This is a genomic window from Streptomyces sp. NBC_00009 (genome assembly GCF_045040855.1).
Taxonomy (GTDB): Bacteria; Actinomycetota; Actinomycetes; order Streptomycetales; family Streptomycetaceae; genus Streptomyces; species Streptomyces aureus.
The window spans coordinates 316,500-330,890 of the sequence record NZ_CP108312.1 but is presented as its reverse complement, the minus strand read 5'-3'; the positions used below and the strand labels follow the sequence as shown (position 1 = coordinate 330,890).

The 14,391-nt window shown below is 68.6% G+C and carries 18 protein-coding genes and 2 pseudogenes; 16 read left to right on the top strand and 4 right to left on the bottom strand.

The annotated features are described in order from the left end of the window. Nucleotides 1–76 precede the first annotated feature (76 nt). The 3 genes from OHA58_RS01520 (at nt 77) to OHA58_RS01510 (ending at nt 2,043) form a co-directional block, all read left to right on the top strand. Complete coding sequence (locus OHA58_RS01520; RefSeq protein ID WP_405475493.1) at nt 77–670, top strand: helix-turn-helix domain-containing protein; 594 nt, start codon at nt 77–79, stop codon at nt 668–670. Between the two features lie 146 nt (nt 671–816). Then, a complete protein-coding gene (locus OHA58_RS01515; RefSeq protein WP_405475490.1) occupies nt 817–1,482 on the top strand; it encodes an ISAs1 family transposase in 666 nt (221 codons plus the stop codon). 177 nt (nt 1,483–1,659) lie between these two features. Further along, nucleotides 1,660–2,043 (top strand): recombinase family protein, encoded by a 384-nt coding sequence (locus tag OHA58_RS01510; RefSeq protein WP_405484681.1) that lies wholly within the window; start codon nt 1,660–1,662, stop codon nt 2,041–2,043. Nucleotides 2,044–2,290: 247 nt separating this feature from the next. Here OHA58_RS01510 and OHA58_RS01505 read toward each other — a convergent pair whose 3' ends face one another. Both OHA58_RS01505 and OHA58_RS01500 read right to left on the bottom strand, forming a co-directional pair. Then, complete coding sequence (locus OHA58_RS01505; RefSeq protein WP_405475487.1) at nt 2,291–2,503, bottom strand: hypothetical protein; 213 nt, start codon at nt 2,501–2,503, stop codon at nt 2,291–2,293. Between the two features lie 98 nt (nt 2,504–2,601). Further along, nucleotides 2,602–2,919, bottom strand: a complete 318-nt coding sequence (locus tag OHA58_RS01500; RefSeq protein WP_405475485.1) for a hypothetical protein — start codon at nt 2,917–2,919, stop codon at nt 2,602–2,604. A 51-nt stretch (nt 2,920–2,970) separates the two neighbouring features. Between OHA58_RS01500 and OHA58_RS01495 the strand changes: the two genes are divergently transcribed. The 7 genes and pseudogenes from OHA58_RS01495 (at nt 2,971) to OHA58_RS01465 (ending at nt 8,117) form a co-directional block, all read left to right on the top strand. Continuing rightward, the gene (locus tag OHA58_RS01495; protein ID WP_405484679.1) at nt 2,971–3,225 is read left to right on the top strand and encodes a hypothetical protein; all 255 of its coding nucleotides are present in this window, start codon (nt 2,971–2,973) and stop codon (nt 3,223–3,225) included. 77 nt (nt 3,226–3,302) lie between these two features. Next, nucleotides 3,303–3,722: pseudogene (locus OHA58_RS01490) on the top strand (alpha-hydroxy-acid oxidizing protein); the annotation flags it as partial. 235 nt (nt 3,723–3,957) lie between these two features. After that, nucleotides 3,958–5,541 (top strand): benzoylformate decarboxylase, encoded by a 1,584-nt coding sequence (gene mdlC, locus OHA58_RS01485; protein ID WP_405475482.1) that lies wholly within the window; start codon nt 3,958–3,960, stop codon nt 5,539–5,541. Between the two features lie 52 nt (nt 5,542–5,593). Beyond that, a complete protein-coding gene (locus tag OHA58_RS01480; protein ID WP_405475480.1) occupies nt 5,594–6,355 on the top strand; it encodes an SDR family oxidoreductase in 762 nt (253 codons plus the stop codon). Nucleotides 6,356–6,597: 242 nt separating this feature from the next. Further along, nucleotides 6,598–6,999, top strand: a complete 402-nt coding sequence (locus OHA58_RS01475) for a tautomerase family protein (protein ID WP_405475477.1) — start codon at nt 6,598–6,600, stop codon at nt 6,997–6,999. A gap of 501 nt (nt 7,000–7,500) precedes the next feature. After that, nucleotides 7,501–7,740, top strand: a complete 240-nt coding sequence (locus OHA58_RS01470; RefSeq protein ID WP_405475474.1) for a hypothetical protein — start codon at nt 7,501–7,503, stop codon at nt 7,738–7,740. After that, nucleotides 7,740–8,117: a fic family toxin-antitoxin system, toxin component gene (locus OHA58_RS01465; RefSeq protein ID WP_399981565.1), complete on the top strand. Its 378-nt coding sequence runs from the start codon at nt 7,740–7,742 to the stop codon at nt 8,115–8,117. Before OHA58_RS01470 ends, OHA58_RS01465 begins: the two co-directional genes overlap by 1 nt. A gap of 119 nt (nt 8,118–8,236) precedes the next feature. On the opposite strand, the gene OHA58_RS01460 is transcribed toward OHA58_RS01465, so the two are convergent. Further along, complete coding sequence (locus tag OHA58_RS01460; RefSeq protein ID WP_405475470.1) at nt 8,237–8,707, bottom strand: hypothetical protein; 471 nt, start codon at nt 8,705–8,707, stop codon at nt 8,237–8,239. Between the two features lie 300 nt (nt 8,708–9,007). Between OHA58_RS01460 and OHA58_RS01455 the strand changes: the two genes are divergently transcribed. The 3 genes from OHA58_RS01455 (at nt 9,008) to OHA58_RS01445 (ending at nt 10,871) form a co-directional block, all read left to right on the top strand. Next, nucleotides 9,008–9,565 (top strand): DUF4158 domain-containing protein, encoded by a 558-nt coding sequence (locus tag OHA58_RS01455; protein WP_405475468.1) that lies wholly within the window; start codon nt 9,008–9,010, stop codon nt 9,563–9,565. Nucleotides 9,566–9,605: 40 nt separating this feature from the next. After that, the gene (locus OHA58_RS01450) at nt 9,606–9,857 is read left to right on the top strand and encodes a hypothetical protein (protein WP_405475467.1); all 252 of its coding nucleotides are present in this window, start codon (nt 9,606–9,608) and stop codon (nt 9,855–9,857) included. A gap of 528 nt (nt 9,858–10,385) precedes the next feature. Continuing rightward, the gene (locus OHA58_RS01445; protein WP_405475464.1) at nt 10,386–10,871 is read left to right on the top strand and encodes a MarR family winged helix-turn-helix transcriptional regulator; all 486 of its coding nucleotides are present in this window, start codon (nt 10,386–10,388) and stop codon (nt 10,869–10,871) included. Between the two features lie 390 nt (nt 10,872–11,261). Here the strand turns inward: OHA58_RS01445 and OHA58_RS01440 are convergent, their stop codons facing one another. Continuing rightward, nucleotides 11,262–11,912: an FMN-dependent NADH-azoreductase gene (locus OHA58_RS01440; RefSeq protein WP_405475461.1), complete on the bottom strand. Its 651-nt coding sequence runs from the start codon at nt 11,910–11,912 to the stop codon at nt 11,262–11,264. 146 nt (nt 11,913–12,058) lie between these two features. Here OHA58_RS01440 and OHA58_RS01435 point away from each other — a divergent pair, with 146 nt between their 5' ends. From OHA58_RS01435 to OHA58_RS01425, 3 genes and pseudogenes are all read left to right on the top strand, one after another. Continuing rightward, complete coding sequence (locus OHA58_RS01435; protein WP_405475458.1) at nt 12,059–12,727, top strand: nitroreductase; 669 nt, start codon at nt 12,059–12,061, stop codon at nt 12,725–12,727. Between the two features lie 99 nt (nt 12,728–12,826). Further along, entirely contained in the window at nt 12,827–13,555 is a 729-nt protein-coding gene (locus tag OHA58_RS01430) for an SDR family oxidoreductase (RefSeq protein ID WP_405475456.1), read from the top strand. A 225-nt stretch (nt 13,556–13,780) separates the two neighbouring features. Continuing rightward, a pseudogene (locus tag OHA58_RS01425) lies at nt 13,781–13,909 on the top strand (nitroreductase family protein); the annotation flags it as partial. Nucleotides 13,910–14,391 lie beyond the last annotated feature (482 nt).

Here is a 14,391-nt window from a genome sequence, read left to right as displayed (position 1 = left end):
ATCAACATTGAGCGTAGGAGACATGTGTTTCGCGGGAGTAAATCCCACTCCGAAGTGACCGCTTAGGATTTCCGTCATGGCAGACCGCCCCACCGAAACCCCCGCCGATCCGGACCAGCAGCTCGGCAACGCGATCCGTCGGCTACGCAAGAAGCGCGGCCTCACCCTGGTCCAGCTCGCGAGCAGCGCAGGCCTTTCGCATCCCTTCCTTAGCCAGCTGGAGCGCGGGCTGACCCGCCCGAGCATGCCCTCGCTGCACCGGATAGCCCAGGCGCTCGGCACCACCCAACAGGCCCTGCTGGCGCACTCGGCAACCGCCCCCGCCGACATCCATGTCGTACGAGAAGGGACCGGCGCCCCCGTCGCCAACAGCGGCGGCTCGGCCCGGATGCTCGGGGCACCCCAATTCGCCGTCCACCCGGTCGAATACACGGGAGGACCCACCGGGTTCGAGGAGTACTACGACCACCCGGGCGATGAGTTCCTCTACGTGGTGCACGGCGCGATCGAGGTCGACCTACTGGGCCCCGGCGGCCGCGAACTGCACCGCCTCCACGCCGGTGACAGCCTGCTCTACCCAGGCGGAACCCCGCACCGCTGGCGAGTTCTGACGGAGGGTCAGGACCTCTCCGGGGTGCGCATCCTCGCCGTACAGAACGCCCCTCGCTAGCCACGTCGTTTCGGTCGGGGCTGGCGCGGATGCTGGCCGACACGCGAAAGTGCCTTCCTGAGCTGGGACGATGAACCTTGTCTAGGGGTTTGATCGTCGCCGGCGGAAGGCACTGCGTGCAGGATTTCGGTTCCCGTCCCAGGCTCATGGTGTCCGCTGACGGGACGGGGGTGGTCGGGCATGCCGGGGCACGGTTGCTGACTGATCTCGCCGATGCAACCGGACTGAACAGTGCCTGCTCGACCGCTCTGCGGCGGTTGAGGCCGCGCGGGACCGGCCACGATCCGGGCCGGATCGTCACTGCCGTCAAGTCCAACCAGCCGAAACTTTCCCTCCAGTTGAGCCGACTGCCCTGGAAGCAGGCTCCGGTGATGGACCGCTCCCGCCACCGGGCACACGGCCGGGAGGAGGTCCGCGAACTGCAGGTCGTCACCGTCGACGGACTGCTCTTCCCGCATGCCCGCCAAGTGGTCCGTATCCGCCGCAGACGACGTCGTATCGGCACCCGCACATGGTCGACGGAGACCGTCTACGCCGTCACCGACCTCGAAGCCCACCAGGCGTCACCGGCCGAACTCGCCGCCTGGAGCCGCGGGCACTCGATCATCGAGAACAAGAACCACTGGGTCAAGGACGTCACCTTCGGCGAGGACGCCGGCCAGATCCGACGCCACCACACACCAGCCGTCATGAGTGCCCTGCGCGACCTCGCCCGAGCCGCCCTGCACCGGGCCGGCTGGGCCAACATCGCCAGCGCACGACGCGCTCATACCCAGTCCGAAGCCACTCTCACACTCCACGGCATCCCATGATCAAACCGGAGCGAACAGGATTCTCCCCGGGGCCCTGGGTTGCCGGGACGGTCCTGGGTAGATACGTGCGTTGCTTGAGTAGGATCCGCTTCAGCGCAAGTACCGCGGAGGCTGAGTTGCCTGCCAGGCCTCGGTACCAGCGCAAGGGCTGAGGTCTGCTGCAGGGGTGGGTGACAGATCGACGCACTCCTCCGCCACGGCGTCGACCGCGACAACATCCACGTCGACGTCGCCAGCGGCGCGAAGGCGTCACGCCCGAAGCTCGACCTCGTCAGGCAGCTGCTGCGCGAGGGCGACACCTTGAAGGTGACCCGGCTCGACCGGCTCTCCCGCTCCGTGTTGCACCTGGTGACCCTCGGCGCCGAGCTGCGCGAGCGCGGCATCGGGCTGCACGTCATCGAGCAGGGCATCGACACCGCCACCATGGAGGGGCGGGCGATGTTCGGGGCAGGCAGCGCCATTCCAGGAGCCCTCGACGTACGCCTCAACAGCCAGGAAACCCAGAGGCAACTGCGCACCACATTGCGAGGGGCTCGGCAGTTCCTGGGCCTTCGTGTGTGACGCGCCTGGCGGACTCGAGCACTGTGTGACGGCACGGCACGGCATGTCATAGGCCGTCGCTATGGTGCCGGGAGTGGTGGGAACTGGAGAACAGGCTCCGCACCGGGAGAGCGCCAGACGGCGTTGTGCACTAGCGAACAAGGTCAGGAAGCCCACCACACCACGGCGGCGGCAAGGCCGGTTCCCGGGGCGCCCGGCAGCGCGGTTGACTATCAGGCTATGGGCGGGGCACTGCCATGACGGGCGGCTATGCCTGATCGGTGGGCCATTGCTTCAGGGCCTCGTAGGTGCCGTCGTGGCCTCGTTCTGCGAGGACGATTTTCGCCTCGGCTATGGTGCCGTAGCTGCCGATCCATGACCGGAACTTCCGGTCCGTAGCGGCGAAGTCGGGCCACGATCCCTGCATGGCGACGGCGCCCCTAGTCGTGAGGGTGAGCCGGTAGCGCTGTCGGTCGGCCATGCTTGGCATGGTGTCACGCCCCGCGCGGCGGGTAACGAGGGACCGCACCGCGAGGCGGAGCCTGGGCCGTCAGCCGATGGGGGGAGGATCGGGTCCGATTAGGCGCTGCGCTTGGGCGTTCTCTTCGTGGGTGCCTTCTTGCCGGTGGTCTTCTTCGCCGCGGTCTTCTTCGGCAGCTCGTGCACGGTGGCGTGCTCGCGGCTTTCGCCGCGGGATGGCTTCGCCTTCTGTACGGACTCCTGGAGGGCGGCCATCAGGCCGACGACCGCCCCGGCCGGCGCCTCTTCCTCGGCCGCGTGCGGCGCAGGCTTGCCCTTCTGCTTGGCGGTGATCAGGTCGGAGATCGCCTCCGTGTACCGGTCCGTAGCGACGTCCTTGGGGATGTCGTCGGTGGCCAGTGCGTCGGTAGAGCTCACTGAGGACGAGATCAGTAAGGCCCTTGCTCTCATGGGCAGGTCGGCCAGGTCATCGTCGGTGACGATCCCAACCCGGGCCCGCTCCCGCACCGGACCTACGCCACGCTCATCGGAGGGCCGTTGGACGGGCTGCTCCTAGACGTCACCGATTGGCGGCCGGAGGAGATCGACGGCGGGGTCGCCCTGTCCACGGAGCTCGGGCGGTGGCCCGGCGGCCGCGCGCTGTACGACCCGCGCCGGGGAGAACTGCGCGCACCCGGACCGGGTGTGATGTGCCGCTTCCACTACTCCGGCGACACGCCCTGATGGCTGCTCACGACGCCGGGCCCGGCCCTCCCACGGGAGGACCGGGCCCGGAGGGCTTGCCCGGTCGTCAGCGGGCGCTGCGTTCGATCACCGATCTGCCGCTGATCTTGAAGGGCATCTGCCACCCCGTCGAGGTCCGCCGCGCCAAGGACGGCGGCGTGGACGGCATCTACTGCTCCAACCACGGCGGACGCCAGGCCAACGGCGGCCTGCGTGCCCTCGACGCCGTGCCCGGCGGGGTCCAGGCCGCCGACGGCACGCCCGTCCTGTTCGACTCCGGTGTCCGTACGGGAGCCGACATCATCAAGGCCATCGCCCTGGGTGCCACCGCTGTCGGCGTCGGTCGCCCTTACGCGTACGGCCTCGCCCACGGCGGCGAGGCCGGCGTCGTTCACGTCGTGCGGGCTCTGCTCGCCGAAGCAGACCTGCTCATGGCCGTCGACGGCTACCCGCCCCTCGCCTACCTCACCCCGGACGCCCTCCGCCACCTCGCCTGACAGTCGCCAGCCAGCCGGGGTCAGATCCGCATGGCAGACGCGTCCAGTCAGGCCCATCACCGAATGGACCACGCGTCGCGACGAGCAGACCCCTGCCCGACAGGATCAGATTGTCCGCACCTGGTCTGGTCTCCCCACAACGTCGAAGAAGGCATCACGACGCCGAAGACGGCGTCCGGCCTCCCCAGCTAGAAAGTCGGTAGTAACCATGTCTGAGAAGTCCACAGTCCGCAGCGTGACCTATGACCTGCTGCGGACCCTGAACCTCACTACGGTCTTCGGGAACCCCGGCTCCACCGAGCAGCCGTTCCTGCAGGAATTCCCCGAGGACTTCACCTACGTCCTGGCGCTGCAGGAGGCGTCCGTCATCGCGATGGCCGACACCTTCGCCCAGGTCACCGGCCGCCCCGCGCTGGTCAACCTGCACTCCTCGGCCGGGATGGGAAACGCGATGGGCAACCTGGTGGCGGCCTACCACGGGAGCACGCCCCTGATCATCACCTCCGGCCAGCAGCACCGGGAACTGGTCATCGGGGACCCGTACCTCGGCAACCGCGAGGCAACCACGCTGCCCAAACCATGGGTGAAGTGGTCCTACGAACCGGCCCGCGCCGAGGACGTCCCCGAGGCGTTCATGCGGGCCTATGCGCAGGCGCTGCAGCCGCCGACGGGACCGGTCTACCTGTCGATTCCCATGGACGACTGGAAGCGGCCCCTGGCCGGCTTCACGCGGGTGCGGACGGTGAGCGACCGCTTCGCCCCGGACAGGGAGCGGCTCCGCGGCTTCGCCGAGCGCATCTCCGCAAGCCGGCGTCCCGCGTTGGTCTTTGGGCCGGAGGTCGACCGCAGCGGCGGGTGGGACGCGGCCGTCGCCCTCGCGGAGAAGCTGCGCGCGGCCGTCTACGGCGCCCCGCTGCTGGACCGTGCGTCCTTCCCCGAGGACCATCCCCTCTTCGGCGGCCCGCTGGGGATGTCGGTGAAGACCGTCAGCGACCGGCTGACCGGGCACGACCTGGTGGTTGTGATCGGCGCGGAGGTGTTCCGGTACTACCCCTACGTACCCGGCGACTACCTCCCCGAAGGCACCGGGCTTCTGCACATCACCGGTAATCCGGACGTCGCCGCCGCGGCGCGTACGGGTGACAGCCTCCTGGGCGATCCCGGGACGGCGATCGAGCTGCTCCTGGACATGGTCGGGGACGGATCGGCGCGGACTGCTCCGGAGCCGATGCCGCGGCGCCGGGAGCTGCCGCAGGAGCCGAACAGCCCTATGACCCCGCCGGAGGTCTACGCCACCCTGAGTAAAGTCCGGCCGCCCGACGCGGTCATCGTCAACGAATCGACCTCCACTATGGCCCAGCAGATCGAGTGGCTCCCGACGGTCAGGTCCGGATCGTTCTTCGCCACGGCAAGTGGGGGCATCGGATGGGGCACCCCGGCCGCGGTGGGGGTCGCGCTGGGCGATCGGGACAGGGGCGTCGAACGGCCGGTGGTCGGCCTGATCGGCGACGGTTCCTTCCAGTACTCCGTGCAGGCCGTCTACACGGCGGCCCAGCACAACCTCCCGATCGTGTATGTGGTCATGCGCAACCAGGAGTACTCCATCCTCAAGTCCTTCGCGGTGCTGGAGGAGACCCCGGGCGTACCGGGGCTGGACCTGCCGGGGCTCGACATCGCCTCCGTCGCCCGCGGCTTCGGATGCCGCGCCGTCGACGTGGAGACCGCCGAGGACCTGGAGCGGGAGTTCAAGTCGGCCCTGACCGCCGGCACCACCACCGTCATCGTGGTCGCCACGCAGCCCCAGAAGGCGATGTTGTAGGCCGCGAGGCTCGCACGGTCGAAGAGAGAAGAGCGGAGAGAGGACAGCAATCATGGACTTCGGACTGAAGGACCGGGTGTACATAGTCACCGGTGGCACCCGGGGGCTGGGCATGGCCGCGGCGCGCGAGTTGGTGGCGGACGGTGCGCGGGTGGTCGTCAGCGGCCGCAGTGAGAAGTCAGTCGCCGCTGCACAGGCGGAGCTCGGCGGCCCCGGGCAGGCGGTCGGCGTCGTGGCCGACAACGCCGAGACCGACACTCCAGACCGGCTGATCGCCTCGGCACATGATGCCTTCAAGCGGCTCGACGGGGTGCTCATCAGCGTCGGCGGGCCCTCGGCAGGCACGTCGGACACCATCGATGACGATCAGTGGCGCACCGCCTTCGAGTCGGTCTTCCTCGGCGCGGTGCGGCTGTCCCGCGCGGTGGCGGCGGAGCTGGGCGAGGGAGGCGCCATCGGCTTCGTCCTCTCCAGCTCCGTGTACGAGCCGATCCCCGACCTCGCGATCTCCAACGCCCTGCGGCCGGGCCTGGCCGGATATGCCAAGAACCTCGCGAACGAGCTGGGCCCGAGGGGCATCCGCGTCGTCGGCCTCGTGCCCGCCCACATCGAAACCGACCGCGTACACGAACTCAACGCACGGACCGGCGACGCTGACGCCGCCCGCGAGCGCGCCACCGCCGACGTCCCCCTGCGCCGTTACGGCGCGCCGGACGAGTTCGGCCGCAGCGCCGCCTTCCTGCTCTCGCCGGCCGCGTCGTACCTGACGGGCGTGATGCTGTCGATCGACGGGGGTGTGCGCAAAGGCTTTTGACGGAGCCCCCAGCGAACTACACGACCAGCTCAACACCCAGGGGGCCAGAAGCCCAAGCAACGGTGCAGATCAGAGGAATCCTTCCGGTCCGAACAGGACCGACAACGGCTCGCTGACCCGATCGAAACGAATCTCCTGCCCGTTACGACGCGAAAACCCGGCTCGAAGCGCGTCAACGATCACTGTCTGCTCAGGGCCCGGCCGCCAGCCAGCCGTGAACACAAGGCAGTTGAGGAGACATCATGCCCATCTACACGTGCACTACCACCCAGGGGTCGCTGACCAGCGAGGTGAAGGCCCTGCTGGCAGCCGAGATCACCCGGATTCACGTGGACATCAGCCACGTGCCACCGGCCTACGTCAACGTGGTGTTCTCCGAGCTGCCTACGGACAGCGTCTTCGCAGGCGGGCAGTCGGCGAAGCCGCTGATCCTCACTGGATGGGTGCGGCGAGGCCACCCGCAGAAGGAGGCGACCCGACTGGCCCTGGAGCTGTCCTCAGCGATCGCCCGGATCTCCGGCGTCGACGAGAGCCAGACCATGGTGGTACTGCAGGACGGCCCTGCACGGTCCGCTGTCGAGGGTGGGCACGTGCTGCCCGAACCAGGCGAGGAAGAGGAGTGGCTGCGCCGGACCGGGGCCTGAACAGCGTGCGCGTCTCTGTGCTTGTCCATGCCGGAGGCCATCGACCAGTCCACCGGACGGCAACTCGCCTTCGGAGCCGGAGTGTTTGGCATCGGCGTCGTCCCGCACCACTCACATCTGCACGGTGTGAAGCTGTGTGAGGGGGACTGCTTGATGGCGGCAGAAAGACCACGCGGTCTCGCAGTCGGTCAGCCCGGCCTCCAGGCGGGCCAGGCCGCGCAGGAAGCGTTCCATGTCGACAGGACCGCCCTCGCGCATGGCCTTCCCCGAGTGCGCGTACCGGTTCGCCCAGTCCTGCAGATGGCGCGCCTCACCGTCGAACAGGCCGTCCGCGTCCCGGCTGTCTGCGCCGGGAGCCGACGCTCATCGGCCGGATCCGGTGGTGCCGGGCGGCGGAGGGCCCCGGTTGCCAGTGCCGGGTGCAAGGCCGGGGCAGAGCGTTTGCCGACCGCCTCAGCGGCTGAGGCCTCACATCGTGGTAACAGCTGTTACCATGCGGGTATGGCGAAGACACAGCTGGGCGCGCGCGTGGATGAGGACGTTGCGGAACTTGCGAAGAGGCGTGCCTCCGACCTGGGACTGAGTATTGGGGACTACCTCGCCAGGCTGGTTCAGGACGATGTCAGCGGCCTGCGCGCCCGTGCGGTGGATGCGGCCGCCCGCTTCCTGAACGAGCATCAAGCGGTCTTTGACGACGCCGAAGAGGCCCAGGAGACAGTTCGCGGAGCGCGCGCGGCCTGATGGATCTGCACATCGACGTTCCGTGGATCCTGCAGGTCGCCGAGGCCGCCGGAGTGAACGATCCGGCCCCCGACGACTATGGCGTTCCTGTATCGGCGGTCGCCCGTCACCGGGCCGAGCTGTTCGAGCAGCCCGTCTACGACGGCCCCTACGCCAAAGCCGCCGCCCTGGTGCACAGCCTGGGCCGGTGCCGCTGGCTGGAGCGCTCCAACCTGGCCGTCGCCGCAGCCACCGGCGTCATGTACCTCGAAGCCGCCGGGATTCCCGTCAAGCCCGCGCGCGAGGATGCCGTCGGCCTCAAGGACCTGCTTCTCGACCCTGCCTGCACCGCCGGGAAGATCGCCGCGTTGCTACGGACCTGGCCCACCGCCACCTGACGCCCGCATCCCCGGCGCCACTTCGCCCAGAGCAGCACCGCTCGCGCAGGGTGGCCCCGGACCTGTCACTGACGTGCCCGGTCGCACTCCAAGGCGCCCTCGCGGAGGGGCCGTGCAGTTCACTTGGCTCCTGCTGCCTCCGCGATGAGGCGGGCCCGCGTCTCGGCACGCGGTTCGGCCTTCCAGCCGGGCAGGAACGCCGACAGGCGCGGGTCGCTTTCGATCTTCTGTTGGGTGAGCTGCATGCCTTCGTCGATGACCGCGTCCCACTTCTCCGTGGCGAACCTGACGCGGCAGGGCAAGTCCTTGATGATCTTCTCGTCCATGGTCAGGTAGTTCGACGCGCGCGCCCTGGCCCCACGGCCTGCAGGCACGTAGGCGTCGGCGCCGGCCTGGTCGGGAAGCAGGGAGATGAGAACCGCGTCCCCGTCCTCGGCGATCCTTCGGGCCGCCGTGGTGGCTGCCGAGATCTCTGCCTTGGAGGGAGCCCTTTCCAGCATCTCGAGCAGGGAGCCGCGGATGCTCACCGTCTGTCGGCTGGCCAGAGCAGTCTGCAGGGCCTGGCGGATGGTCTCCGTCATCGATGTCATGATCGCGATTGTCACGACCGGCTGGCCCGGGGCCGTGCGCTCGAGGCTGGCGCCCGGTGTGTGTTCCCCCGTACGGCAGATGCGTACGAGCCCCTCACCGGGCCGTGTTCTCCCGGCACAGCAGCTCGTGCTCAGTGTCCGTGAGTTCGCCGGACTCCGTGTGGGGCAACATCACGTGATCCCCCATCAGCCGCGCAAACAACGCCTCAGGGCAATACACCCAGGCAAGCCTTGGCTTCGCTTTCACCGGCAGGTGGCCACGATGTGGTGATCATCTGATTTGGAGCGAGGAGCGCACGGGTGCGGCAGGACTGGGAGCCGGAGGACCTCATCGAGGTCCGGACACTGCTCGAAGACGACATGAAGCGATTGCGGAACAAGTCCGGGGCGAACCGGCTGGGCTTCGCGATGCTGCTGAAGTTCTTCGAGGTGGAGGCCCGATTCCCGGAGGCCGGCAGGGAAGTCCCGGCTGCCGCGGTGGGTTACGTGGCCCATGCAGGTGAAGGTGCCGGCGGAGCAGTGGGCGGCGTACGACGGCAGGGCGACCGGATCAAGCGCCACCGCAAGGAGATCCGTAAAGCGTTCGGGTTCCGGGCGGGCACGGAGGAGGACCAGGAGCGGCTGGCGGAGGCGGTGGTGGCCCGCTGCCGCAACGACTTCGTCGAGCCGCCGGCCCCGGCCAAGGTGCGGCGGCTGGTGGGCAAGGCGTCGGTCGGCCGTCGTTCAGCAGCGTCAGCGGCCGTTCGGTCAGCGCGTGAGCGGCGTCCGCCGAGCTCTGGTCTGCGATGCTCGCTGCCGGGACGGTTTGGCTCTTCCTGTAGAGGGCTGAGAGCACGAGAGGGGCACGGACTCAGTTGATGTCTTGCCGCCCCTCTACGTCATCCTCGACGATCGCTGGGTGACCCTCTATCTCTGGCTTCCCATTGTGTTCGAGGTCTGTGCGGTGCTCTTCCTGGTCACGTCGGTGCTGCGGCGCCGCTGGGACGCGATCGTGCCGGACATCGCCATCGTGTTGGCGGCCGGAGTCTGGTTGCTGACAGCGGTTCGGCATTGGCACTGGTGGCTGGCCTGCCCCGCGGTTGTGCTGTTGCTGGTTGGCGGCAAGGCGTGTGGGAGGCATCGCGAGACATCAACGGCGGAGACGGGGTGAGGTTGGCGGAGCCTCGACGTCCGGTGCCGGCCGCCTGGTCGACGACGTCACCCCGAACGCGCACGGCAGATGTACGGCAGAGCAGACTTCACCCTCCTCCGCCACCGCATTCTCCTCGGATAGTGACACCCTCCGTCACCACCGAAAGTGAGACAGAGCCGTTGATTGGACAGTCCCTGCCGTGGAAGTGCTTGCGTGAGCGATGCGTGAGCGGAGGGGGCTCGGTCCTACTTCTCGGGCTTCTTTCGCTGGGCCTTCTTCTTGCTCTCGGCCTGGGCCTTCCGCCGGTGCGCTCCACCTTGCCGGCCGCCCCGAAGTTTCGCTGGACGGCTGGAAATAGCTGCATGTTTCCAGGTCGTGGATGGGGCAGCGAGGTCGGAGGGGGCGCGGCGGGGAACGCAGGACGGCGGATGCCTGGTCTCACGAGATGCCGTTCTTCTCGTGCTGACGCAGGCGGTATCCCGTAGCCGTCCCGTGGGCGCATTTAGTTTCAAACAATACTGTATTGAATGAAGTAGTCTGGGTTTCATGGCCGCCGACGTTCCTGACCACACCACCGCCTCGCGTGCGACTGACCGTCCTGGGGATCCCTCGCCCTTCGCTCTCGGCCTGCTGCTGCGCCGGGCGCACTGGCGTGCGGCCGCGGTGATGGGGGAGGCGCTTCGGCCGCTCGGCATCGAGTTGCGGCATTTCGCGGTGCTGATCGAGCTGGTCAATCACGGGCCCACGGTGCAGCGGGATCTGGCGGCGGCGACGGGGTCGGACAAGGCCGGGATCATGCGCATTGTGGACGACCTGGAGCGCAAAGGTCTTGCTGTACGCAAGGCCGTTGCGGGGGACCGGCGGGTCCGGGCGGTGGAGCTCACGCCTCAGGGGCTGGAGCTCTTCGATGCCGCCCACGTGGCCGCGGAGCCGCTGGCTGAGCGTCTGGTTGCCGAACTGGGGCGCGGTGAGCCCGAACAGCTGACGGATCTGCTGACCCGGCTTGCCCATCCCGCGGACGACGGGGCGTAGGCGCGCCGGCGCACCCGTTGCCGGCCGCGTCGGCGCTCTGGGTTTCGGGCGGCTCCACCGCGAATCCGGCCTTGAGGGCTGGTCGCTGCGCGTCGGCCCGGCGACCGGTCAGGGCTCCGTTGCCGACGGGGATTGTGAGCGTGGCTGACCGCCGCGTACCTGGCCGGTGTGCTCTTCACCCGTCGCCCGGCATCACCGTCGTCTCGATGTGAGCCCCGCTGACGGGCCGAACCTCCGGCCGCCCGCAGTGCCGGGCTGCCTGCCTCCCGGGTGCAGGGCGTCACTGGCACCGTCGGGGGGGGGTGCCAGTGACGAGGGCGCCGTGTGAGGTCCCGGCGCCGTGTGACGTCCCGGAGTGAGGCGTCACACGGCGTCTTCGGGCCGGGAGGGTTACGCGGCGAGACGTTCCGCGAGTTCCTTGGCCTTGGTGGTCGCCTCCTCGAAGGCGCTCCGGCGGGACGCCTCGTAGAGGGGTATCAGTTCGGACATGGCCGGGTTGCGGGGGGCCATGGTGAGTTCCGGGACGATGAAGTCGAGGTCCAGGCCGAGGGTTCCCTTGAGGACGGCCTCCAGGTAGTTCTGTACGAAGTCGTAGCCCTCGCGCGGGGTGCCCGGCGCGTAGGAGCCGCCGCGGCTGGCGACGACGATGACGGGGGTGCCCTGGGCGGAGGGGGTCTCGCCGGCGGTGCGGCCGAGCAGGAGCACGCTGTCCAGCCACGCCTTGAGGGTCGAGGGGATCGAGAAGTTGTACATGGGGGCACCGATCAGGACGGCGTCCGCCTGCTCCAGCTCCTCGATGAGCTGCACGCGCGCGGCGAACGCGGCGGACTGCTCCGGGGTGCGCTCGGACGGGGCGGCGTAACCGGCGGACCAGGCGTCGGCGGTGATGTGCGGGACCGGGTCGGCGGCGAGGTCGCGGTAGACCACCGTGCCCTGCGGGTGCTGCTCCTCCCAGGCCTTGCGGAAGGCAGCCGTGACCGAACGGGACGAGGACGCCTCGCCAGGGAAAACGGACGAGTCGATGTGCAGCAGCGTGGCCATGGACTTTCTCCAAGGTGCAGCGCCCGAGGCGGGGAACCAAGGGCTGAGGGTCGGTATGGAGATAGTTTCACACAATACGGTATTGAGTGATACTGTCTTTAGCGTAACGAAGGTAGATCCGTTGAGTAAGAGGGAGGCGGGCGATCATGGACATCTACGAGGCGGTCGCGAGCCGACGGGCGGTGCGCGAGTTCACCGACCGCCCTGTCCCGAGGGAGACGCTGGAGCGCGTTCTGTCCGCGGCGGCCTGGGCGCCGTCCGGATCGAACATCCAGCCATGGCGTGTGTACGTGGTGACCGGTATGCCACTGGCCGAGATCAAGAAGCGCGCCGGAGAGCGCCTGGCCTCAGGCGACCCCTGGGACGAGCCGGAGTACGAGATGTACCCGCCCGCGCTGAAGTCGCCCTACCGCGAGCGGCGGTCCGCCTTCGGTGAGCAGCGCTACGGCGCACTCGGCATTCCGCGCGAGGACCTGGAGGCGCGTCAGAGGGCCGCTGCCGCGAACTGGGACTGTTTCGGCGCGCCCGCCGGCCTGTTCTGCTACATCGACCGCACCATGGGCCCGGCCCAATGGTCCGACGTCGGCATGTATCTGCAGACCGTCATGCTTCTGCTGCGCGCCGAAGGGCTGCACAGCTGTCCGCAGATGGCATGGGCGAAGTTCCACAGGACCGTCGCGGAGGTCCTGTCACCACCGGAAGAGCTCGTCCTCTTCTGTGGCATGTCGATCGGGTTCGAGGACGTCACCGCACGTGACGCCCGTATAGGCCGGGCGCCGCTCGATGAGACCGTCACGTTCGCCGACGGCTTGTGACGGCGCCCCTCCGCGACTGATCGAAGCGCCGTCTCTTGCCCCATCCACGTAGCTGTTCATATGCCATATTCCGCACATAACCTCCATGAAAGGCATGCCATGAAGATCGCAGTCATCGGTGGTACCGGACTCATCGGGTCGCAGGTCGTCAAGAACCTGACCGCCGCCGGGCACGAGGCGGTACCGCACTCGAAGTCCACCGGCATCGACGTCATCACCGGCCAGGGACTGGACGAGGCAGTGGCAGGAGCCGACGTCGTCGTCAACCTGACGAACTCCCCCACCTTCGACGAAGCCTCCCCGGCCTTCTTTCAGACCTCGATGGACAACCTTCTGGCCGCGGCCCGCAAAGGCGGCGTCGGCCACTTCGTCATCCTCTCGATCGTCGGCACGGACCAGGTGCCGGAGCTGGACTACTACCGGGCCAAGGCGCTCCAGGAGAACCTCCTCGCGGCCGGGGCGATCCCCTACTCGATCGTCCGGGCGACGCAGTTCATGGAGTTCATGGGCGCCGTCCTGTCCTGGACCGCCGACGCCGACACCGTCCGGCTGCCCGCCACGCCGATCCAGCCGATCGCCTCCAAGGACGTGGCAGCCGCGGTGGCGGAGGTCGCCGCGGGCGCCCCGCTGAACGGCATCCGCAACATCGCCGGCCCCGAGATCTTCACCCTGGACGAGCTGGGCCGGATCACCCTGTCCCACAAGGGCGACCAACGCACCGTCGTCACCGACCCCACTGCCGGCATGTTCGCCGTCGTCAAGGGTGACGTCCTCACGGACAAGGACGCCCACCTCGCCGCCACCGGCTACGCCGACTGGCTCTCCTGACATCACCGCCTCCCCCGTGTCCCGTCCCAGCCCGGCAGTCTTTTCGTTGCGCCGGTGCCGGTGGGCCGAGGGGTCTTTCCGGGCGCGTTGCTCACCGCGTGGTCACCTTGCGGGATGCATCCCGGTACGGCTGTCGCTGATGAGGTTTCAGGTGCCTTGTCGCATTTCACGGTCCGGGATTGTCAATGAGTAGACACATGGAGCAGATGAGGGAGGTAGATGATCTTGGATGTCTATGAGGCGGTCACGAGCCGACGGGCGGTGCGCGGGTTCACCGACCGGCCCGTCCCGAGGCAGGTGCTGGAGCGGGTGCTGTCCGCCGCGGCCTGGGCACCGTCCGGAAGCGTCGTGCAGGAGCAGGTCGGCCTGGAACGCGGTGTCGTACGTCTTGGTCGTGGTGAGGGCGCGGGCGGTGGCTCCCCGGGTTGGGGCCGCGCGCCAGCCCAGTGGCCTCGTCGTCCAGCCAGTGAGGTTGGTGGTGACCGAGGAGAGGGAGGGCGGGCCGAAGGTGACCTTGCCGCCCTGGGCGAGCAGGCCCACCGATCCGGTGTCGTGGCGGTGGTCCTCGGTGTGGAGAAGCCGCTTGCCGTCGACTTGCACCGTCACCTCGGGTCCGTCGACCGCCACTTCGAGGTCGTAGGGCTTTCCGGCCTGCGCGCCCGGAAGTGGAGCGGTGGCGAGTGTGTCGCCGCCGGCCAGGTCGTAGAGCCGTATGCGGGAGCGGCCGGGGTCGAGGGCGACCGCGTATCCGGTCGAGCCGTCGGGGGCGGCCCGGGTACCAACGCGCCTACGGCGGAAGAGGATTGGGGCGTGACGCAGGCCGCGTACGTGCCCTT